This is a genomic window from Nocardia gipuzkoensis (assembly GCF_021183645.1).
GTDB lineage: Bacteria > Actinomycetota > Actinomycetes > Mycobacteriales > Mycobacteriaceae > Nocardia > Nocardia abscessus.
This window is the reverse complement of record NZ_CP089225.1, coordinates 5,213,701-5,234,115: the sequence shown is the minus strand read 5'-3', so window position 1 is coordinate 5,234,115 and position 20,415 is coordinate 5,213,701. Positions and strand designations below refer to the sequence as shown.

The window sequence follows — 20,415 nt, the reverse complement described above, 5'->3', positions numbered from 1 at the left end:
CGGCGTGACCGTCCGGCACCGGCAATCGACCGGGCATGCCGAATGTCCCCCTGGCCGGAGCCCACCCACCGCCCACCTACTGTGACCAGCGGTAACAAGCGGTTCACCGCGTCCGGACGGTAGGTTGCGAAGCGACGCGTCCTGCTCGGAAAGGCGGACCGATGACACGGGTGACACCGGCACGACTGCTCGACGTGGCCTACGACCAGGCGCTGCGCGGGCTCGCCGAGGGCGGTATCCCGATCGGCGCCGCCCTGTTCGACACGGCGGGCACGCTGCTCGGGCGCGGCCGCAACCGCCGGGTGCAGTCCGGCGATCCCAGCATGCACGCCGAGACCGACGCCTTCCGCGCGGCGGGACGGCGGCGGGACTACCGCCGGACCATCATGGTCACCACCCTCTCCCCGTGCTGGTATTGCAGCGGTCTGATCCGCCAGTTCGGCATCGGCTCGGTGGTGGTCGGTGAGTCGCAGACGTTCTCGGGCGGGCACGAGTGGCTAGCGGGGCACGGCGTCGCCGTCACCGTTCTGGAAGACCGGCGCTGCATCGACCTGATGAGCCGATTCATCGCCGAGCATCCCGCGTTGTGGCAGGAGGACATCGGGATCGCCGACGATCTCGAGGCGTGACAGGGCGGCCCAGCGTGCTCAGCGGAAGTACGGATATTCCTGTACCCAGTGGAATCCGCGGCTGCGCAACGGGAAGTCGTCGAGCGCCACCGATGTCAACGCTATCGAGACCTGCTGCCCGGCGAGTTCACCCGTCAAGGTCAGCCGCTCGGGTGCGGGGCGGTCGAAGCCGAAACTGCCCAAGCGTTCCGGTTGCGCGCCGAGGGCTCTCGGCGGCGCGATCATGACCAGGGTGCGCGCGTCGGCATCGACCATGGCCAGCACCGGGATCAACTGGCCGTCCATACGCTGCACCGTGGCCCCGTCGCGGTCGAAGACCAGGCGCTGCCAGCGCAGTTCGTCGGTGGTCAGCGGCGGAATCGGGGCGCCGTGCGCGCTGAATTCGGTGACCGACCAGATGCCGTACAGCGGAGGTTCCGGCCTTCCCGCCCCTTGTTCGTTCCACCGATCCCAGCCGGTGTACGCGTTCGACAACAGCAGCCACACCCCGAGTGTGATCTGCACCGCGGCCGCGATCCGGTTGGCTCGGGGGGTACGCAGCAGCGGCGGTGTGGTCGACGGTGCGGCCGGCCGGTTCAGCAGCAGCACGTTCACCAGACGCCCGGCCTCCGGCGTGAGCAGCACCAGGCACAGCAGCATCAGGTGGAACGACAGGATCTTCGCTGGCACGTCGTAGGTCATGTCCAGCACGAACACCTGCGTGGTGCACACCAGGCTCAGCATCGCGCCCACCAACGCGGTGCGGGGTACGAACAGCAGCACGCCGCCGAGCAGTTCCGCGCAGCCGAGCAGGATCTCGTACTGCGTCGACACCCCGATCTGGTTCCAGAGCACCGCCATCGGACTGAAATTCCCGTACGGCTCGAGCAATCGGCTCAGCGGTGTCGGCGGCATCTGGGTCGGGATGGCCTTGGCCATGCCGTACGCCACCAACTGCCCCGCCAGGCACAAGCGCACGAACAGCAGGAACCACGGCAGCACGGCGCGATAGTCCGGGCGGTTGCGATCCAGCACGCTCCACATCAGCGTGCCGAGCAGCGCGACCACCACGACGACGAACACCAGCACCCAGAAATACGCCTGGTCTCCGCTGATCGACGCCGTGTTCGCCGCCACGGACGCGCCGAACACCTCGGTTCCGGTCCACTCGACCACCGGGCGCAGCGCTCGGGCGACACCGGAGTTCACCCATTCCGGCAGCCATTCGCGCGTCAGTCCGAGGAATTCCGGGACGATCGCCGGGTACACCAGGCAGAACAGCCCGAAGTACAGGAAACCGAAACGGAACGCCACCCGGGTGCCGCCCCGCCAGAGGCGGGTATCGGAATCCTCCGCCTTCGTGTCGGTGTCCGTCCGATCGAGGATCGCTTCGGTCACGGCGGTCCCTCCAGTCCGAGTCGATGCAGACCGAAGGTATCGAAAAGTGCCGTGCCCGTATCAGGTTTCGGCTGGATCGCCCCCGTTCTCGGGTCGCCGATCTCGGGTCAGCGGAAGTACGGGTATTCCTGAACGAAGTGGAAGCCCCGGCTGCGCAATGTGAAGGAGTTCAGGTCCATGCGGTCGAGCGACACCGTGACCGGCGTTCCGTCCAGCTCACCCGTCAGCACCAGTGTGCCCGGGGTCGGCTGGGTGAAGGTGAAGGCGCCCGAACGGGCGGGCGGCGCTTCCGGCGACCGCGGCGTGGCCGACAACGTCATGGTGTGCGCGGCCTCGTCGACCACGGCCACGACGGGAACGAACGAGCCGTCCATCTGCTGCAGCGTGGCGCCGGGCCGGTCGAAGATCATTCGCCGCCAGCGCTTCTCGTCGGTGATCAGCGGTGGCGCCGGATGCCCGTCCCTGGTGAACTCACCGACGGTCCAGATGCCGTACAGCGCGGGTTCCGGTGCGCCGCCACCTGCTTCGCGCCAGCTTTGCCAGCCGATGTACACACCGCCGATGAGCACCCACAGTCCCAGCGCGACCTGCACCGCCGCCACGATCCGGTTCGCGCGGCGGGAACCGAACAGCACGGGCTGCGTAGCCGGCTCGGCTGGGCGTTCCAGCACGAGCACATTCGCCAGCCGCCGGGCCTGCGGCGCGAGCACGACCAGCGACAGCAGCAGCAAATGGAACGAGAGGATCTTCACCGGCACGTCGTAGGTCATGTTCAGCACGAAGACCTGCGCCATGCTCACCAGGCTGAGCAGCGCGCCGATCGTCGCGGTGCGCGGCACGAACAGCAGCAGACCGCCGAGCACCTCGGCCGTACCGAGCAGGATCTCGTACGCGGGCGCCGCGCCGACCTGGTTCCAGAGCACCGACGCGGGGCTCATCGTCCCGTACGGCTGCAGCAGCGTGGTCAGCGACGGCGCGGGCATCTGCGACGGAATGGCTTTGGCGAGACCGTAGAACAGCATCTGGCCGCCCAGGCAGAGCCGGAGGAACAGCACGAACCAGTTGTGGAGCGTCCGGTAGTCCGGGCGGCGGCGATCGAGCATCGACCAGACGACCGTGATCACCGCGGCCGCGACGAGTTCGCAGAAGATCAGCACCCAGACGGCGGTCTGGTCCCCGCTGCCCGAATCCTCGTGCAGCACGGCGTCGACCCCGAAGACGTGTTCGCCGACCCAGCCGACCAGCGGGCTCGTCGCGCGCATCTGCCAGATGACCGCGCCGTCCGGCAGCCACTTGCTCACGATGCCCGTGAACACGAACAGGATTTGCGCCATCAAGACGCAGAACAGCCCGAGATAGACGAAGACGAACCGGAACGCGATCCGGGCCGGCGAGCTCCAGGGCCGCCGCTCGGCATCGATCGGCGCCTCGCCGCCGCTCCGCCGCACGACATCCGTTCCGACCGTACTCACACCGCTCCCCTCGCCCGACCTTTCCGCGAGCCGACCGTATCCGACCAGGTCATGGGATGACCTCCGGGAAAACCCCCGATTTCCGCGTACATCTTTCGGCCTACGTGCCTGCCCCACCGGGGTGCCGATACCGGCCCGGCCTTCGTCTTCCGGTTCCGGCCCGCCGACAATTAGAACGCGTTACAGTCGCGTATCCCGGGGCATCGGGGCGATGCAGCCGGGCGGCACGTGTCAGGAGGACAGATATGACCGACGACCCGGACCCGGCACAGCGACAGCAGCTGACCGTGAGCGAACGCGACCTCGACGTGCTCACCGGGGACCTGGCGCGCTGGCTCGGCACGAAGGTCTCCGCCGACGAGCTGCCGCGGGTCTCGGAGTTGTCGCGGCCGCAGTCCGGCGGCATGTCCAGCACATCGATCCTGTTCGACGCCGAATGGAGCGCCGGAGGGCGCGTGGAGCGCGGGTCCTTCGTCGCGCGGATGGCGCCCGAGGCCGGGTCGTTCCCGGTGTTCGAGACCTACGACCTGGCCACCCAGTACCAGGTGATGGCGGGCGTCGCCGCGGCCACCGACGTGCCGCTGCCCGGTCTGTGCTGGCTGGAGACCGACCCGAAGCCGCTCGGCACACCGTTCTTCGTGATGCGCCGGATCGACGGACGGGTGCCGACGGACAACCCCCCGTACGTGTTCGTCGGCTGGCTGTTCGACGCGAGCCCCGCCGACCGTCTCCGGCTCACGCACAACACCGTCGAGGTGATCGCGAAGATCCACGGCATCCCCGATCCTGCGGCGCTCTTCCCGATGCTGAGCGGGCCGGGCGAGTCGCTGCGCAGGCACGTCGCCGCGCAGCGCTCCTGGTACCGATGGGCGCTCGCCGACGACGGCTTCGAGATCCCGCTCATCGAGCGGAGTTTCGCCTGGCTCGACGAGCACTGGCCCGCCGACCTCGGCCCGGACGTGCTCAGCTGGGGCGACGCGCGCCCCGGCAACGTCATCTACCGTGAGTTCGACCCCGTGGCGGTGCTGGACTGGGAAATGGCGGCCCTGGGCCCGCGCGAGCTCGACCTGGGCTGGATGATCTTCATCCACCGGTTCTTCCAGGATCTGGCCACCCGTTTCGGCCAGCCGGGGCTGCCCGACTTCCTGCGCCGCGACGACGTGGTGGCGAAATACGAAGCGCTGACCGGTCATTCGGTGCGCGATCTCGATTTCTACATCGTCTACGCCGCATTGCGGCACGCGATCGTGATGGCGCGGGTCAAGCGCAGGATGATCCACTTCGGCGAGGACACCGACACTCCGGATCGCGACGACTACGTGATGCACCGGGCAAGCCTGGAAGCGCTGCTCGACGGAACCTACGAATGGGACTGACCATGCCTGTGCCTTTGGACGAGTACCCGATCCACCAGACCCCGCTGTCGCTGGCCCGGGTGGCCTCCAGCGATCGGAACTTCTACGACCGCAGCTACTTCAACGCCCACGACCGCGACGGCGGCACCCTGCTGATCACCGGTTTCGGCGTGTACCCCAACCTCGGGGTGACCGACGCCTACGCGGCGGTACGCCGCGGCGACACGGTGCGAGCGGTGCGCTTCTCCGACGCGCTCGGCGACCGGAGCCTCGACCAGCGCGTCGGCGGTTACCGCATCGAGGTGCTGGAGCCGCTGCGACGCATCCGGGTGGTCTGCGAACACGACGATCTCGGCTTCGATCTCACCTGGACCGGCGCCTTCCCCGCCGTGCAGGAACAGCCGCACCTGATTCTCGCGGGCAACCGGCCGATCATCGAGGCGTCCCGGTTCGCGCAGGTGGGCTCGTGGGCCGGAGCGCTGCACGTGGACGGCGACGACATCGCGATCGACCCGGCGGTGTGGACCGGAACCAGGGACCGCTCGTGGGGCATCCGCCCGGTCGGCGAAACCGAGCCGCCCGGGCGCGCGGCCGCCGAACCGTCGGGCGGTTTCTGGTGGCTGTACGTACCGCTGCGGTTCGAGGAATTCGCGGTCGTGGTCATCGTGCAGGAGGAGCCGGACGGCAGGCGCACCCTCAACGACGCGACCCGAGTCTGGCCGGACGGCCGCACCGAGCAACTCGGCTGGCCACGCATCTCGATCGACTACCGTTCCGGCACGAGGCATCCCGTCGGGGCGCGACTGGAGCTCACCACGCCCGACGGCAAGCCGCTGGAGATCGAGATCACGCCCCGCACCGGCGTCCCGCTGCACGTCGGCTGCGGCTACGGCGGCGATCCGGACTGGCAGCACGGCCAGTGGAAGGGCCGCGACTGGTCCTCCTCCAGCCGCTACGACCTCACCGACCCGGCGATCCTCGCCCGCACCCCCTACGGGGTGACCGACCATGTCGCCCACGCCCGCTGCGGCGACGCCGAGGGCTGGGGCCTGTTCGAACACGCCAGCATCGGCCGCCACGACCCCACCGGCTTCGCCGACTGGGGCTCGGTCGCCCCCTGAGCCGTCGTCGAGGCACAGTGCGGCAGCCCGCCGGTGCCGACGCCTGAGCGAGTGAATCCGCTCCTGAGTAGTCACCACGGACAAGCCGCGACGACCCGGCAGCACTCAGTGGCCGCTCGCATTCGATCGACGCGTCTACCGCTCGTACCGCGCTGCCGCGACCACCACGCCGTGCACGACGCGCTTCGGCAGCATCAGCGGCCCGCCCCCGGCGGCGAGCAGTGCCGCGGCCTCCGCGACACTCGGCGTCCCGACGGCCGAGCGTGCCCGGCTCCCCGGATTCGGGACTGCGACGACCGCCAGTTCGGCCGCGGAGTAGGACCGCAGCGGAACTTGCAGGTCCGCCGCGACAGCGCGCAGTCCGGGGTCGGCGCAGCGCTGCTCGAGGGTGGCCAGGCACGCGATCCGGTGGTCACCCACGGCCTTGCGCAGCGCGGCACGGATCACGTCGGCCGATGTGCCCGGTCGCAGGCCGATACCTACAACCACGTCAGCCGACGGCACGGGAACCCCCGAATACCGCCCCGCGCAGCGCGGCACGAATCACGTCCGCCGATATCCGCGATCGCAGTCCCATGCCTACAACCACGTCAGCCGACAGCACGGGAACCCGCGAATCGCTCTGCGGCGGTGACGAACCGCCGCACCGCCTCGGGATTTCCCGCCGGGTGGGTGTGCAGGTACGACGCGTGCACGTTGCCGGTCAGCGCCCCCTCCCGCACACGCTCTCCCGCGCTGCCGAGCCAGCCCCACGCCGGGTTCCGCGGCGGCGCCGACACCAGGACCGTGCGGTGGAATTCGTGCCCTCGGACCCGTTCGCCCGCCCGCCACAGGGGCGAGTCGGCCAGTGCGACGGCATCGCGGTAGCCGAGGGTCAGGCGCGGCCCGAACGCGGCGTCGGCGTCCACCACCCCGGCCATGGGGTGCCCGTCCAGCGAGCGAGTGAGATACAGCAGCCCGGCGCATTCGGCGTGCACCGGCATGCCGTGCCGGACGGCCTCGGCCACCGCCCGCAACAGACCGGAATTGGCGGCCAGCTCCGCCGCATGTTCCTCGGGGAAGCCACCCGGCAGCACCAAACCCGCTGTTCCGTCGGGCAATTCGTCATGGAGCGGATCGAACACCACCACCTCTGCGCCTGCGGCCACCAGCAGCTCACGGTGCTCGGCGTAGCCGAAGGTGAACGCCGGACCACCGGCGACGGCGACAACCCGGCCCTCCCCGCCGGTGCGGCAGGAGACGACACGCTCGTAGGCAGGCCGCGAGTCACCACCGGCTTCGACGAGCGCCACACCGGGGCCGCACGAGTCCCGGCCATCGCCGAGAAGCGTCGCGGCGGGCACCCCCAAGCCAGCCCCACCGGGCGGCGTCACGGTCGACACCCCCAAGTCGGCCCCACCGAGCGGCGTCACAGTCGACACCCCCGAGTCGGCCCCACCGGGCGGCGTCACAGTCGACACCCCCGAGTCGGCCCCACCGAGCGGCGTCACAGTCGACACCCCCGAGTCGGCCCCACCGGGCGGCGTCACAGTCGACACCCCCGAGTCGGCCCCACCGAGCGGCGTCACAGTCGACACCCCCGAGTCGGCCCCACCGAGCGGCGCCACCCTGGATTCCTCGCCTGCGCCTTCCACACCGCGCACGGCGGCGTCGGGATCCCAGGCGGGCCCGGTGACCGACGAGCGAGCGAGTGCCGCGATGGCGTGCAGGTCGACGTGCGCGGCGACGAGATCAGTCATCGCCGTCACCGCCGCCGTCGCGGCCGTGCCGTGCTCCACCGCGGGGATCAGGCCGAGATGCCGGGACGGGACCTCCAGTTCGGCCAGGCGCGGCAGCGACCCGAGCACCGGCAGCCCGACGCGATCGCAGGCGGCACGCAATACCTGGTCGTGGCGCTCGCTGCCGACCCGGTTCAAGATCACACCGCCCAGCCGGACGCCGCTGTCGAAGGTGGCGAATCCGTGCAGCAGCGCCGCCAGACTCTGGCTGTGCCCCCGCGCGTCGACCACCAGCACCACCGGCGCACCCAGCAGGGCCGCGACCTGCGCCGTCGACCCCTCCGCCACCGGCCCGGAGTGCTGGTCATCGATCCGGCCGTCGAACAGGCCCATCACACCCTCGACCACCGAGAGGTCGCATCCCCGCGCCCCGTGCCGATACAGCGGCACGACACGCTCCGCACCCACCAGCACAGGATCCAGATTCCGTCCCGGCCGCCCCGCCGCCAGCCCGTGATACCCCGGATCGATGTAATCGGGCCCCACCTTGAACGGCGCCACCCGATGCCCCACCCTCCGCAACGCCCCCACCAACCCCGTAGCCACGGTCGTCTTCCCACTCCCCGACGCGGGCGCCGCGACCACAACCGCCCTCATCCCCGCCCCCGTGCCGCGCGTGGCACACCACGGTGCGGGCCTCTCGCTATTCGCCGCAGCCATGTGCCACTCGCGACGGTCACCATTCGATGCCTCGCTGGCCTTTGCGGCCGGCGTCCATGGGGTGTTTGAGTTTGGTCATCTCCGTCACGAGGTCGGCGGCTTCGATGAGGGGTTGGGGTGCGTCGCGGCCGGTGATGACGACGTGCTGGTTGCCGGGGCGGGCTCGGAGGGTGTCGACTACTTCGGCGACGTCCACCCAGCCCCATTTCAGGGGGTAGGTGAATTCGTCGAGGACGTAGAAGCGGTGCTGTTCGGACTTCAGGCGGCGCGCGATCTCCTGCCAGCCCGCCAGCGCGGCGGCGGCGTGGTCCTGCTCGGTGCCCTGTTTGCGGGTCCAGGACCAGCCCTCGCCCATCTTGTGCCATTCGACCGCCCCGCCCGCGCCGGTCTGCTCGTGCACCGCACCCAGGGCGCGGAAGGCGGCTTCCTCGCCCACCTTCCACTTGGCGCTCTTCACGAATTGGAACACCGCGACGTCGAAGCCTTGGTTCCAGGCCCGCAGAGCCATCCCGAACGCGGCAGTCGACTTACCCTTGCCCGGTCCGGTGTGCACCGCCAGCACCGGCTGATTGCGCCGCTGCCGCGTGGTCAACCCGTCGTCGGGAACGGTCTCCGGAACACCCTTGGGCATCGAATCTCCTTGCTCGTCCTCGGATCACTCCGAACCTGTGCACCGCGGCCGGACCTGGAGCCACGAGAAACCGCCTCGACCTCGGGCAACCCGCCCGTCCGGCGACGACCGAGCATCCCGTAGGACGGACGCCGCCGACTCACCGAGCCTCCCCAGCGCCGCCATCGCCAGCGGCCGGGGCCCTCCATCGGGCACTTCCGTTCGAAAGTCGCGCTCACGCCGCTCGAACCGCCCGCAACGACATACCGCTCGTACCCCCGGAACTCGCGCGCACGACGTCCGCGACCGAATCGCCGGTCAGCTCGGCCAGGCGCAGATAGCCGCCGCGCAGGTCGCGGGCCAGGTCCGCGGCGAGGCCGAGACGGATCATGCCGCGTTCGCAGTCGACCACGATCGAGGTGACCGCGTCTCTGGCGAGCAAGCCCGCGGCGATGCGGGCGCGCGGAACCGGATCGACGCCGCCGGTGGCGCGACCGTCGGTGAGCAGCACCAGCATCGCCCTGCGGCGCGGATCGCGCACCCGCTCGCGCAGCACCACCTCGCGTGCCTTCAGCAGGCCCGCGGCCAACGGCGTCTTCCCGCCCGTGCGCATCCCGGACAACCGGCGCACGGCGATGTCGACCGACGAAGTGGGCGGCAGCACGAGTTCTGCCTCCGCGCCGCGCACGCTGACGACGGCGACCTTGTCGCGACGCTGATAGGCGTCCCGCAGCAGGGTGACCACCGCGCCGGTGACGGCGGACAACCGGTCGCGCGCGGCCATGGAACCGGAGGCGTCGACCACGAAGACGACCAGGTTCCCTTCCCGCCCTTCCCGATACGCGCCGCGCAGGTCGTCGGCGGCCAGGCGCAGCGGTCCGTCGCCGCGGCCGCGGGAACGCTGATGCGGCGCGGCCGCGAACACGGTACCGAGCAGATGCAGGCCCGAGGAGGTGTCGGTGCTCGGACGCACCACCCGCCCGTGCCGCGATTCCGCGCGGGAACGCCGCCCCGGTGCGCCTTCGCCGACGCCGGGCACTTCCCAGCGCGGTGTCCGCGCACCGGCGGAAACCGGTGCGCCACTGCGTCCTTCACGCGAGTTCCCGCTACCCGGCCCGTCGGGCGGCGTGGGGTCTTCGGGGCCACCGTCCGGGTCGTCGCCGGAAGCGCCGCCGGACTCCCCGGCATCCCGGGGTGCGTCGTCCGGCTCGGGCGCACCGCTGGGCTCGGTCGTTTCCTCCTCGCGCCGCACCTCCGCCGCTGCGTCGCGCATGGCGTCGTCGAGTTGCTGCTCGCTGATGCCGGGTTCGTCGAACGGATCGCGCCTGCGCCGGTGCGGCAGCGCCAGTTCGGCGGCCACCCGCACGTCGTCCTCGGTCACCACGCCGGCGCCGCGCCAGGCGGCGTGCGCGGTCGCGGTGCGCGCGACGACCAGATCGGCGCGCATCCCGTCGACGTCGAACGCGGCGCACAGCGCGGCGATCCGGCGCAGCTCCGCGTCGTCGAGGGCCACCTGCGCCACCCGGTCGCGGGCGGCGAGGATCCGCTCGGCCACCTCGTGATCGGCCTGGGCGTACCGGGCTGCGAAACCGGCCGGGTCGGCCTCGTAGTCCAGCCTGCGGCGCACCACGGCCATACGGACGTCCACGTCCCGGGAGGCCGCCACGTCCACGGTCAGTCCGAACCGGTCCAGCAGCTGCGGACGCAGCTCGCCTTCCTCCGGATTCATGGTGCCGACCAGCACGAAGCGCGCTGGATGCGAGTGCGAGACGCCGTCCCGTTCGATGTGCACCCGGCCCATCGCCGCGGCGTCCAGGAGCACGTCCACCAGATGGTCGTGCAGCAGGTTGACTTCGTCGACGTAGAGCACGCCGTGATGGGCGGCGGCCAGCAAGCCGGGGCGGAACGCCTGCTCCCCGTCCCGCAGTACGCGCTCCAAGTCCAGCGAACCGACCACGCGGTCCTCGGTCGCGCCCACCGGCAGCTCTACCAAGCGGGCCGGGCGCGCACCGGTCTCGTCCACCACGGGCGGCAGCAGCTGGGCCAGCGCGCGCACCACGGTCGACTTGGCGGTGCCCTTCTCGCCGCGCACCAAGACCCCGCCGATGCCGGGATGCACCGCGCAGAGGATCAGCGCCAGTTGCAGCCGTTCCTGCCCGACCACCGCCGAGAACGGGAATCCCGCGTCACCGTCCGAGCCCGGACGCGTTCGACTGCTCGGGTCGGATGTCGGCACTGTTTCGGCATGGGACACGGACACGCCCCAACTCTAAGCGCGCGCCCACATCTACCCGACAGTGCCCTTCGATTCACAACCGATGCGGGCGGGCCCCGAAAATGCCGCACCCGCCCCGGAGACGCCCGGAGCGGGTGCGAATGGCGGGACGGTTACTCCCCGCCCCTGCGCATCGGCACATGGGCGATGCCGTCTTCCTCGAATTCCGCGCCGTCGACCTTGAAGCCGTGCTTGCTGTACAGGTCGATCAGGTAGCTCTGCGCACTCAGCCGCACCGTCGCCGAACCGACCTCGGCCAGCGCCGCCTGCAGCAGCCGCGTGGTGTATCCGTGCCCGCGGGCGGGCACCGCGGTACAGAGCCTGCCGATGCGGAAACTTTTCACCCCGTCGTGGTGCTCCTCGCACAGGCGCAGCGTGGCGATGACCTCGCCCTCGTCATCGAGCCAGAAGTGCCGGGTCTCGGGAAGCAGGTCCTTCCCGTCCAATTCGGGATACGCGCACTTCTGTTCGACGACGAATACTTCGACGCGAAGTTTCAACAGCTGGTAGAGCGTCGCGGTATCGAGATCCTGCGCCCATGAGCGTTTGAGAGCAACCGTTGACATCATCGAGCCTTGCTATCACAACCTAGGCGTTCGCCGCGACCCCCGCGTGCCTCGGCGTGTTGTCGCCGCCGTCGACGAGGTTCAGCGCTTTGGAGGTCCAATCCCACACTTCGTGGAACAGCGCCGGGTCCTCGGAGAGCTTCACGCCCAGCGAGGGCACCATTTCCTTCAGCTTCGGCGTCCACTCGGCGTACTCCTGCGGGAAGCAGCGCTGCAGGACGTCCAGCATGGCGGTGACGCAGGTGGACGCGCCCGGGGAGGCGCCGAGCAGACCGGCGATCGAGCCGTCCTGCGCGGCGATCACGGCGGTGCCGAACTCGAGCACGCCGCCCACGCCCTTGCGGCGGATCACCTGCACGCGCTGGCCCGCGGTGATCAGCTCCCAGTCCCTGCCCTCGGCGCGCGGGATGAACTCCGACAGCGTGATCACCTTGCCCGATTCGGACTTCAGCAGCTCACTGACCAGGTACTTGGTCAGACCGAGCTCGGTGACGCCGACACCGAGCAGCGAGAAGATGTTGTTCGGGCGCACCGACTTGAACAGGTCGGTGTTCTTGCCGTCCTTGAGGAACTTCGGCGTCCAGCCCGCGTACGGGCCGAACAGCAGGCCCGGCTTGCCCTTGATCACGCGGGTGTCCAAGTGCGGCACCGACATCGGCGGAGCGCCGACCGCGGCCTTGCCGTACACCTTGGCCTCGTGCTGATGGATGAGCGCCGGGTTGACGCAGCGGAAGAACTGACCGCTGACCGGGAAGCCGCCGAATCCCTTGGCCTCCTTGATGTTCGCCTTCTGCAGCAGCGGCAGCGCGCCGCCGCCCGCGCCGACGAACACGAATCTGCTGATCAGCCTGCGGGTTTCCCTGGTGCGGACGTTGCGCACCGTGACCAGCCAGGACCCGTCGGACTGCTTGGACAGGTCGCGCACCTCGTTGCCGAAGGCCAGGTCGACGCCGGAGGCGCCGAGGTAGGCGAGCAGCTCCTGGGTGAGGGAGCCGAAGTCGATGTCGGTGCCGCCGTCGGTCCAGTTCAATGCGATCGGATCGGAGAAGTCCCGCCCGCGCGCCATCAGCGGCAACCGCCGGGTGAACTCGTCGGGGCTGTCGATGTACTCCATGCCCTCGAACAGCGGGTGCGGCGCCAGCGCTTCGTACCGCTTGCGCAGGTACTCCACGTTGTCGGCGCCGTGCACGAAGCTGACGTGCGGAATCGGGTTGATGAAGGCGGACGGATCGCGCAGGATGCCGTTCTCCACGCCGTAGGACCAGAACTGGCGCGAGACCTGGAAGCGCTCGTTGATGTCGACGGCCTTGGTGATGTCCACCGAGCCGTCGGCGTTCTGCGGGCTGTAGTTCAGCTCGCAGAGCGCGGAGTGCCCGGTGCCCGCGTTGTTCCACGGATCGCTGCTCTCCGCGGCGGCGGCGTCCAGCCGCTCGAACAGGGAGATCGACCAGTTCGGCTGCAGCTGCCGCAGCAGCGCGCCGAGAGTGGCACTCATGATGCCGGCACCGATGAGTACTACATCGGTCTTTTCAGTCATGGCAGCGTTGGGCACGGGTAGATCGACTTCCTTGTCCTTCTGCGCGGGCCCACCGGGCGGGTGGACCTGCCTGGGCACGGTGTGGTTGTGGCTCGGTCCCGGCGTCCGCCGGCACCGAACGGCATGGCGGGAGTCAGGTTACCCGCCGTTCACCTAAGCCCAATTGTGCACCTCACCACGCCGCGCCCCGGCAGCGAACCTGCGGAATGTGCGGAATGCGACAGAGATGGTCATCACTTCGGCGGCCGGGCGACGGCCGTGGTCTGTCGGCACTTGACGCCGTCCAATAGATTGGTCGCGTGACGAACGAACAGTCGCTTGCCGAGCCGGTCAGCACTTCTCCGGATGGCGGAGGCTGGCGCCCCGACGTCCTCGGCCCCCACTATCAGCAGCGCACGCTGCCCCTCGGCCCCGATCCCGACGGCGAAGGCGAGGTGGTCGCCACACTGGTGCGCTACACGCCCACCGGCGCCGTCGAGCAGACCGCGGGCGCGGTGCTCTACGTGCACGGATTCACCGACTACTTCTTCCAGGAGCACCTCGCCGAGCACTTCGCCGCGCGCGGGTTCCAGTTCTACGCACTCGACCTGCGCAAATGCGGCCGGTCGCTGCGCGACGGGCACACACCGCACTATGTGACGGATCTCGCTTTCTACGACCGGGAGCTCGCGGAGTCCCTGCGGATCATCCGGGCCGAGACCGGCGACGCTCCCGTCGTGCTCAACGCGCACTCCACCGGCGGCCTGGTCGTGTCGCTGTGGCTGGATCGGCTCAACCGTGCCCGGGGGACGGCCGCCGCGGGCATCACCGGCGTGGTGCTCAACAGCCCGTGGTTCGACCTGCAGGGCCCCGCGTACTACCGGACCGTCGGCACGCCGATCATCAAGGCGGTCGGGCGGTTCCGGAAGATGGTCCAGCTGCCCGGCGGCGGCAAGATCAGGACCTACGGCGACAGCCTGCACCACTCGGTGTCCGGCGAGTGGAATTACAACTTGGACTGGAAGCCGTTGCAGGGCTTCCCGGTGCGGCTCGGCTGGCTGCGCGCCATCCGCAACGGCCACGCGCGGCTGCACCAGGGCCTCGACATCGGCGTGCCCTCGTTGATCCTGCGTTCCCGGATGACCAAGTTCGCCAAGGAGTACGGCCCCGCCGTGGACGTGGCCGACGCGGTGCTCGACGTCAAGCAGATCCAGCGCTGGTCGGGCTGCCTGGGCGATCGCACCAACATGGTGCCGATCGACGGCGCCAAGCACGACGTGTTCCTCTCCGGCCCCGAACCGCTGGCGCAGGCGTTCCGCGAGCTCGACAGCTGGCTCGACTGGCTCGCGGGCTATCAGTCAGCGGCGGGCGCGAAGTCACCAGAGGCTGGTGCGTAGCACGATCTCGGTGGCCAGCTCGTGGTCGGCTTCGGTGGCCACGTTGGTCACGTCGACCTCGACCACCCGGAACTCGCCGTAGACGAACCGCCCCGAGGTGTCGGCCACCGAGCGCGGCAGATTCTTGGTGACCAGCAGCGTGGTCGGCACCTCGACCGGGCCGGTGGTCGCGTCCGCCACCGTGCCGTCGGCGCCGGGCGTGGCCGGGTGGCCGTGATCGGCCACGACCAGGCTCTGGAAACGGCCGAATACGCGTGCGCACGCCTGCCAGGCCAGCACCGCGCCCGTCCCGCGCCCGGCCACGTTCACCCACGGCAGCCCGAGCGCGTCCAGGATCGCGGTCACACCGGCCGGGTCGAGACCCTCGATCGATTCCACCGCGAAGGTGCGCAGATCCGAGTTGTGCAGACGGGCGCACACCTGATCGAAGACGTCCGCCGCGTCACCGGCGTCGGGCAGCAGGAGCACGCTGTGCCGGGATTCCGGTCCGTCGATCCGCACGGTCCACGCCCGGTCACCGACCGTGATCTGCCGAGATTCCATGCCGAATCACGCTACACGGATCAGGGCACCGCGGCGGCGGGTCGGGGTGGCGGATTCAGGCGAGCAGGCGCATCCCGGCCTGCTCACCTGCGTTGTGATCGAAGGTGACGGTGAGGTCACACCCGGCCTCCTGGCCGAGCTGCTGGATCAGCGCGTCGGCGAAGTCGGCGCCGTCGGCGGCCCGGCGCAGCGCCTGGCGCACGGTGTCGGCGCGTTCGACGACGATCTCGCTGGAATCGAGCAGTCCGAGCAGCACATCGGTGACCGCCTCGGGGTCCTGCTTGTAGCCGCGCCGCAGCACCCAGTGGATCTCCGCGAGCACGATCATCGTGATGTAGCCGGGTTTGCTCTCGCTGAGCCCGTCGATCACCTGGTTGGCCCGGGCGGATTGCTCCGGATCGTCCTGGGTCAGGTAGCGGATCAGCACATTCGCGTCCAGGCCGATCATCGCGGCTTGCCTTCCACGACGTTGCCCGTGATCGCCTCGTTCATCTCCGCCAGGCCGATCGGCGAGCCGGACCAGCCCACGATGCCCTTCAGCGATTTGATCGTGCGCGTTTCGGGCACCAGTTCATAGGTGCCGTTCGGAGTGGGCACGAAGGCGACCCGCACGCCCGTGCGTAAACCCATCGCCACGCGCACGTCGATCGGGATCGTGATCTGTCCCTTACTGGTGACCGCCGCCGACACCACGTTCCCCCCTCGACCGCTGGGTCTCTTCTCCGCCGCCATCTTCCTCACACCCGACCATGCTCGTTCCGCCCGCGCCTTACCCGGGGCCGAATTCCTTACTGCAAGGTAAGGCGCTGGGTGGCCCGCGTCAACCGATACGGCCGCTCGCGCCGATCGCCTCGGTGGCCAGGATGGGCAATCCGGCGGGCGCACCCTCGGCGAGCAGGCGCTCCAGCGCGGCCAGATCGAGGTGGGCTTCGATCAGATCGGCCAGCAGATCGAGCTGGGCGGCACGCACCTGCGTTACCGAAACATTCTCGGCGACAACGAAACCCGACCGGCCCGCGGCCGCGGCGACCGCGCGGAGCCAATCGCGGCGCAACTCGTCGGATTCCAGCAGCCCGTGCAGGTGGGTGCCCCACACCGCGCCGCGGACACTGCCTTCCGGCTCGCCCTCGACGGTGAGCCATGCCGGGTCACCGTTGTGCGTGACGCGTCCGTGGTGGATCTCGTAGCCGCGCACCGCGACGCCCGCCGCGTGCCCTGCGCTGCGGCGCAGCACTTTGGACTCGGCGAACTCGACGGTCAGGTCCAGCAGCCCGAGTCCGTCGACCGCGCCCGCCCCGGATTCGACCGGGTCGACGATGCGGGTGCCGAGCATCTGGTACCCGCCGCAGACGCCCAGAATCGGTCCGCCCACGGCGGCGCGTGCCCGCAGCGCGTCGGCGATGCCGCTACCGCGCAACCATCGCAGATCCGACACCGTCGCCTTGCTGCCCGGCAGAACCACCAAGTCGGCGCCCGCCAGGCGGGAGGGCTCGTTCACCCAGCGCACCGCGACGCCGGGCTCACAGGCGAGCGCCTCGACGTCGGTGGAGTTGGAGATGCGCGGCAGCCGGATCGCGGCGACGGTCAGCCATTCGGCCCCCACCGGCGGGCGGGGACGGCCGACCGGCGCGTCGGCGAGGGTGCCCAGCGAGTCCTCCGCGTCGATCCAGAGGTCCTCGGCGTACGGGAGCACGCCGAGGGTGGGACGGCCGGTGAGCTCGGCCAGGCGCTCCAGCCCGGGCCGCAGCAACTCGACCGCGCCGCGGAATTTGTTGACGACGAACCCCGAGATCAATCGCTGGTCTTCGGGTTCCAGGATGGCGACCGTGCCGAACAGGTGGGCGAGCACGCCGCCGCGGTCGATGTCCCCGACCAGCAGCACCGGCAGGCCCGCGGCACGCGCGAGACCCATGTTCGCCAGGTCCGTCGCGCGCAGGTTGATCTCGGCGGGCGATCCGGCGCCCTCGCAGACCACCACGTCGAATTCGTCCCGCAGCGCCGCGAGTTCGGCGGCCACCACGCCCCGCAACTCCTGGCGATGCCGGATGTAGTCCTCCGCGCCGACGGTGCCGACCGCCTTGCCCCGCACCACCAGCTGGGAACGCCGGTCACTGCCCGGCTTGAGCAGCACGGGATTGAACCGCACGCTCGGCTCCAGCCCGCACGCCTGGGCCTGCAGCGCCTGCGCCCGGCCGATCTCCCCGCCGTCCAGCGTGACCACGGAGTTGTTGGACATGTTCTGCGCCTTGAACGGCGCGACGCGCACACCGCGCCGAGCCAGCATCCGGCAGATCCCGGCCACGACGACGCTCTTGCCCGCGTCCGAGGTGGTGCCCGCGACCAGCAGCGCGCCCTTCATCGCGGGCTCGTCCGGTGCGCGGCCGCCCGGGACGTCCGGCCGACCGGATCGCGTCCGGTCAGGCCGCCGGTCACGGGAGGGTCAGGATCTCGGTCCCCGATTCGGTGACCACCAGGGTGTGCTCGAACTGCGCGGTCCACTTGCGGTCCTTGGTGACCACCGTCCAGCCGTCGTCCCAGATCTCGTAGTCGATCCCGCCGAGGTTGATCATCGGCTCGATGGTGAACGTCATGCCCGGCTCGATGATGGTCTCCACGGCGGGCTGGTCGTAGTGCAGCACGACCAGGCCGCTGTGGAAGGTCGGACCGACACCGTGGCCGGTGAAGTCGCGGACCACGCCGTAGCCGAAACGATTGGCGTAGGACTCGATGACCCGGCCGATCACATTCAGCGCCCGGCCCGGCCGTACCGCCTTGATCGCCCGCATGGTGGCCTCCTCGGTCCGCTCGACCAGCAGGCGCACCTCCTCGTCCACGTCACCGGCGAGGAAGGTCTTGTTGGTGTCGCCGTGCACGCCGTTGATGTAGGCGGTGACGTCGATGTTGACGATGTCACCGTCCTCGATCACGGTGGAGTCCGGGATGCCGTGGCAGATCACCTCGTTCAGCGAGGTGCAGCACGATTTCGGAAAGCCCTTGTAGCCCAGCGTCGACGGGTAGGCGCCGTGGTCGCACATGTACTCGTGCGCGATGCGATCCAGCTCGTCGGTGGTGACGCCGGGCGCGACCGCCTTGCCCGCCTCTTCCAGCGCCTGCGCGGCGATCTTGCCCGCGATCCGCATCTTCTCGATCGTCTCCGCGGTCTGCACCCAGGGCTCGCGTCCCTCGTTGGCGGTCTTCTTCCACGCGTATTCCGGGCGCTCGATGGCGCGCGGAACTTCACGGGTGGGCGACAGTGTGCCCGGGACGAGCGGCTTGCGGGTGCGGACAGACATAGCGAACAGCGTAATCGGCCCACCGCGCCGACGCCGTTCCCTCCTCCTGCGATGGCCCCGCACCGGGCGCCGCGGAGCTCGCGCACAGCCTGGCGAGCAACTGGTCCTCGTCGGCGGATGCCCGGCAGCCTGCGGGATGCGGGCCTGGTCCGGGGTCACCGAGGGGCACGGCGACGAATGGCCGCTTGCCCGCTCCCCGCACAAGATCACGCTCTGCGCGGCCTACCCCACCGTCGGGGCGAGCCCCCTCCTCATCCACCCAGCGCCGCGTCCGAAGTGGGCCGCCATTTGCTGCGCCTGCCCGAGGTGGAGCCGGGGTGCGGAACGAGCCGTGCAGGAGCGGCTCGGGCCGGACGACCATCGCCCATCCGGTTCAGCAGGTGCTGACCAACGAGCGGGGGACTCACGCGACCCGGTCGCTGACCGAGTCACCGCGAAGACGGTCGCCGACGCCGCGCCTCCGGTCGCCCTACCATGGGCGCGTGTCCGCACTACCTCTCATCTTCACCGCAGGCTGGGCCAGCGGCGTGAACGCCTACGCGGTGGTTCTGCTGCTCGGGCTCTTCGGCCGGTTCGGATTCACCGATTCGGTGCCGGAAGCGTTGCAGCGCACCGATGTCCTGGTCGCGGCGGCGGTGCTGTTCCTGATCGAGGCCGTGGCGGACAAGATCCCCTATCTCGACTCGTTCTGGGACGCGGTGCACACCGTGGTGCGGCCGATCGCGGGCGCCGTGGTCGCGGCGCTGCTGGCCGGACAGGACGGATCGCTCTCCGAACTCGCCGCGGGCGCGGTGGGCGGTACGGCCGCGCTGGTGAGCCATCTGGTGAAGGCGGGAACGCGGATGGCCGTCAACACCTCTCCCGAGCCCGCGAGCAACATCGTGGTCAGCACCGCCGAGGACGTGACCGTCGCGGGCGTGGTCACGCTCGCCGTGTTCCACCCGGTGGCCGCGGCGGTGATCGCGGCCGTCCTGCTCGTCCTCGGCGTGGCGCTGGTGTACTTCTGCGCGAGCCGGATCCGTCGTTATCGCCGACGGCGGCGCGATCGCCGGGCGGCGCGCACGCGCAACCGAGAATTAGTCGCGGAGTGATTGCCGGCCAGCGGGATCGGTTACGGGCGTGCCGCGCCAGTCGACCACGCGGCACGCCGGGCGGGGCGCCCCGTTGCGCCCGCCGTCACTGTGCCGGCGACGGGATCGCCCGGCTGAAGCCACTGGTCGGATGACTCCGCGCCGGGACGTCGCCATTCGGACGTGTGACGCTGCGGGGCAGTGTCACTACCGCGGACGAGACCACCGTCGCGACGAGTTCATTGTTCGGGCAAACGGCGGCGGCCACCGGCCACGTCGGTTACCAGATCAGTGTACCCGTCGACCAGTTCGGCCAGTTGATACCAATGTTTATGGGTATTGTCGCTGCGCGCACCCTCGGTGTGAATGACCTGATTCGCGTCCACCCAGCTGCGCGCCATTCGATCCACTACGGCGCCGAGGGTTTCGGTGTGCAGCGAGGCCCCATTGCGATGCTGGGGAATCTCCTGCGTGACCCAGTCGTTGATGTCGTCGACGAGTTCACGTCTGCGACAGTCGATTTCAGCGATCAGTGCGGCGTCCAGCACTTGCGCACGACGCTGGTGCAGTTCGGCTAGTGCGTGTGCGGACCGCAGCAGTTCCCGATCTTGGAAACGACGTCCTTGGAAAGCACACAGCAATTGCGGCGCGGTCGGTAAGGCACCGACCGTCGGCGCGCTCATCGCCGTACTCCGAGTTCGCCCGACACCAACGCGCTTTGTACCAACATAATTGGCTCTCGATTCCGTTATC

General features: G+C 69.9%; 19 protein-coding genes. 5 read left to right on the top strand and 14 right to left on the bottom strand.

Annotation, left to right across the window (positions count from 1 at the left end; all coding sequences use genetic code 11):
- Nucleotides 1–185 precede the first annotated feature (185 nt).
- Nucleotides 186–629 (top strand): nucleoside deaminase, encoded by a 444-nt coding sequence (locus LTT66_RS23735; protein WP_043695280.1) that lies wholly within the window; start codon nt 186–188, stop codon nt 627–629.
- A gap of 18 nt (nt 630–647) precedes the next feature.
- Here LTT66_RS23735 and LTT66_RS23730 read toward each other — a convergent pair whose 3' ends face one another.
- Entirely contained in the window at nt 648–2,006 is a 1,359-nt protein-coding gene (locus LTT66_RS23730) for a DoxX family protein (protein ID WP_233060726.1), read from the bottom strand.
- A gap of 107 nt (nt 2,007–2,113) precedes the next feature.
- Nucleotides 2,114–3,478, bottom strand: coding sequence for a DoxX family protein (locus tag LTT66_RS23725; protein WP_233060725.1), 1,365 nt, complete (start codon nt 3,476–3,478; stop codon nt 2,114–2,116).
- Nucleotides 3,479–3,723: 245 nt separating this feature from the next.
- Between LTT66_RS23725 and LTT66_RS23720 the strand changes: the two genes are divergently transcribed.
- Complete coding sequence (locus LTT66_RS23720) at nt 3,724–4,854, top strand: phosphotransferase family protein (RefSeq protein ID WP_233060724.1); 1,131 nt, start codon at nt 3,724–3,726, stop codon at nt 4,852–4,854.
- Between the two features lie 2 nt (nt 4,855–4,856).
- Nucleotides 4,857–5,954, top strand: a complete 1,098-nt coding sequence (locus LTT66_RS23715) for a hypothetical protein (protein WP_233060723.1) — start codon at nt 4,857–4,859, stop codon at nt 5,952–5,954.
- Between the two features lie 135 nt (nt 5,955–6,089).
- Here the strand turns inward: LTT66_RS23715 and LTT66_RS23710 are convergent, their stop codons facing one another.
- From LTT66_RS23710 to mqo, 6 genes are all read right to left on the bottom strand, one after another.
- Nucleotides 6,090–6,443: a cobalamin biosynthesis protein gene (locus LTT66_RS23710; protein WP_233060722.1), complete on the bottom strand. Its 354-nt coding sequence runs from the start codon at nt 6,441–6,443 to the stop codon at nt 6,090–6,092.
- A gap of 101 nt (nt 6,444–6,544) precedes the next feature.
- Nucleotides 6,545–8,278 carry a cobyrinate a,c-diamide synthase gene (locus LTT66_RS23705; protein ID WP_408638668.1) on the bottom strand — a complete coding sequence of 578 codons (1,734 nt, stop codon included), beginning with the start codon at nt 8,276–8,278 and terminating at the stop codon, nt 6,545–6,547.
- A gap of 130 nt (nt 8,279–8,408) precedes the next feature.
- The gene (gene cobO / locus LTT66_RS23700) at nt 8,409–9,023 is read right to left on the bottom strand and encodes a cob(I)yrinic acid a,c-diamide adenosyltransferase (protein WP_233060720.1); all 615 of its coding nucleotides are present in this window, start codon (nt 9,021–9,023) and stop codon (nt 8,409–8,411) included.
- A 214-nt stretch (nt 9,024–9,237) separates the two neighbouring features.
- The gene (locus LTT66_RS23695) at nt 9,238–11,238 is read right to left on the bottom strand and encodes a magnesium chelatase subunit D family protein (RefSeq protein WP_233069370.1); all 2,001 of its coding nucleotides are present in this window, start codon (nt 11,236–11,238) and stop codon (nt 9,238–9,240) included.
- Between the two features lie 152 nt (nt 11,239–11,390).
- Nucleotides 11,391–11,846, bottom strand: coding sequence for a GNAT family N-acetyltransferase (locus LTT66_RS23690; protein ID WP_043695058.1), 456 nt, complete (start codon nt 11,844–11,846; stop codon nt 11,391–11,393).
- A gap of 19 nt (nt 11,847–11,865) precedes the next feature.
- Nucleotides 11,866–13,380, bottom strand: a complete 1,515-nt coding sequence (mqo, locus tag LTT66_RS23685) for a malate dehydrogenase (quinone) (RefSeq protein ID WP_181721964.1) — start codon at nt 13,378–13,380, stop codon at nt 11,866–11,868.
- 299 nt (nt 13,381–13,679) lie between these two features.
- Here mqo and LTT66_RS23680 point away from each other — a divergent pair, with 299 nt between their 5' ends.
- On the top strand, nt 13,680–14,756 hold the full coding sequence (locus tag LTT66_RS23680) for an alpha/beta hydrolase (RefSeq protein WP_233060719.1): 1,077 nt from the start codon (nt 13,680–13,682) through the stop codon (nt 14,754–14,756).
- Here the strand turns inward: LTT66_RS23680 and LTT66_RS23675 are convergent.
- The 5 genes from LTT66_RS23675 to map all read right to left on the bottom strand — a co-directional run bounded on the left by LTT66_RS23675 (nt 14,736) and on the right by map (nt 18,592).
- Complete coding sequence (locus tag LTT66_RS23675) at nt 14,736–15,299, bottom strand: alpha/beta hydrolase (RefSeq protein ID WP_233060718.1); 564 nt, start codon at nt 15,297–15,299, stop codon at nt 14,736–14,738. The two genes, LTT66_RS23680 and LTT66_RS23675, sit on opposite strands and share 21 nt — an antisense overlap.
- A gap of 55 nt (nt 15,300–15,354) precedes the next feature.
- Nucleotides 15,355–15,747 carry a PIN domain-containing protein gene (locus LTT66_RS23670; RefSeq protein WP_043695067.1) on the bottom strand — a complete coding sequence of 131 codons (393 nt, stop codon included), beginning with the start codon at nt 15,745–15,747 and terminating at the stop codon, nt 15,355–15,357.
- The gene (locus LTT66_RS23665) at nt 15,744–15,992 is read right to left on the bottom strand and encodes an AbrB/MazE/SpoVT family DNA-binding domain-containing protein (protein ID WP_043695070.1); all 249 of its coding nucleotides are present in this window, start codon (nt 15,990–15,992) and stop codon (nt 15,744–15,746) included. The genes LTT66_RS23670 and LTT66_RS23665 overlap by 4 nt, the downstream gene beginning before the upstream one ends.
- A gap of 127 nt (nt 15,993–16,119) precedes the next feature.
- Nucleotides 16,120–17,658, bottom strand: coding sequence for a cobyric acid synthase (locus tag LTT66_RS23660; protein ID WP_233060717.1), 1,539 nt, complete (start codon nt 17,656–17,658; stop codon nt 16,120–16,122).
- 70 nt (nt 17,659–17,728) lie between these two features.
- Nucleotides 17,729–18,592, bottom strand: a complete 864-nt coding sequence (map, locus tag LTT66_RS23655) for a type I methionyl aminopeptidase (protein WP_043695076.1) — start codon at nt 18,590–18,592, stop codon at nt 17,729–17,731.
- Nucleotides 18,593–19,074: 482 nt separating this feature from the next.
- On the opposite strand from map, the gene LTT66_RS23650 reads away from it, so the two are divergent.
- Entirely contained in the window at nt 19,075–19,683 is a 609-nt protein-coding gene (locus LTT66_RS23650; RefSeq protein ID WP_181721969.1) for a DUF4126 domain-containing protein, read from the top strand.
- A 218-nt stretch (nt 19,684–19,901) separates the two neighbouring features.
- Here LTT66_RS23650 and LTT66_RS23645 read toward each other — a convergent pair whose 3' ends face one another.
- Nucleotides 19,902–20,261: a DUF4254 domain-containing protein gene (locus LTT66_RS23645; protein WP_181722039.1), complete on the bottom strand. Its 360-nt coding sequence runs from the start codon at nt 20,259–20,261 to the stop codon at nt 19,902–19,904.
- Nucleotides 20,262–20,415 lie beyond the last annotated feature (154 nt).

Bases quoted from the DNA above. Each gene is read 5' to 3' on its own strand.
- LTT66_RS23720 (WP_233060724.1), top strand. From the start codon at position 3,724: ATGACCGACGACCCGGACCCGGCACAGCGACAGCAGCTGACCGTGAGC.
- LTT66_RS23715 (WP_233060723.1), top strand. From the start codon at position 4,857: ATGCCTGTGCCTTTGGACGAGTACCCGATCCACCAGACCCCGCTGTCG.
- cobO (WP_233060720.1), bottom strand. From the start codon at position 9,023: ATGCCCAAGGGTGTTCCGGAGACCGTTCCCGACGACGGGTTGACCACG.
- LTT66_RS23690 (WP_043695058.1), bottom strand. From the start codon at position 11,846: ATGATGTCAACGGTTGCTCTCAAACGCTCATGGGCGCAGGATCTCGAT.
- mqo (WP_181721964.1), bottom strand. From the start codon at position 13,380: ATGACTGAAAAGACCGATGTAGTACTCATCGGTGCCGGCATCATGAGT.
- LTT66_RS23675 (WP_233060718.1), bottom strand. From the start codon at position 15,299: ATGGAATCTCGGCAGATCACGGTCGGTGACCGGGCGTGGACCGTGCGG.
- LTT66_RS23670 (WP_043695067.1), bottom strand. From the start codon at position 15,747: ATGATCGGCCTGGACGCGAATGTGCTGATCCGCTACCTGACCCAGGAC.
- LTT66_RS23660 (WP_233060717.1), bottom strand. From the start codon at position 17,658: ATGAAGGGCGCGCTGCTGGTCGCGGGCACCACCTCGGACGCGGGCAAG.
- map (WP_043695076.1), bottom strand. From the start codon at position 18,592: ATGTCTGTCCGCACCCGCAAGCCGCTCGTCCCGGGCACACTGTCGCCC.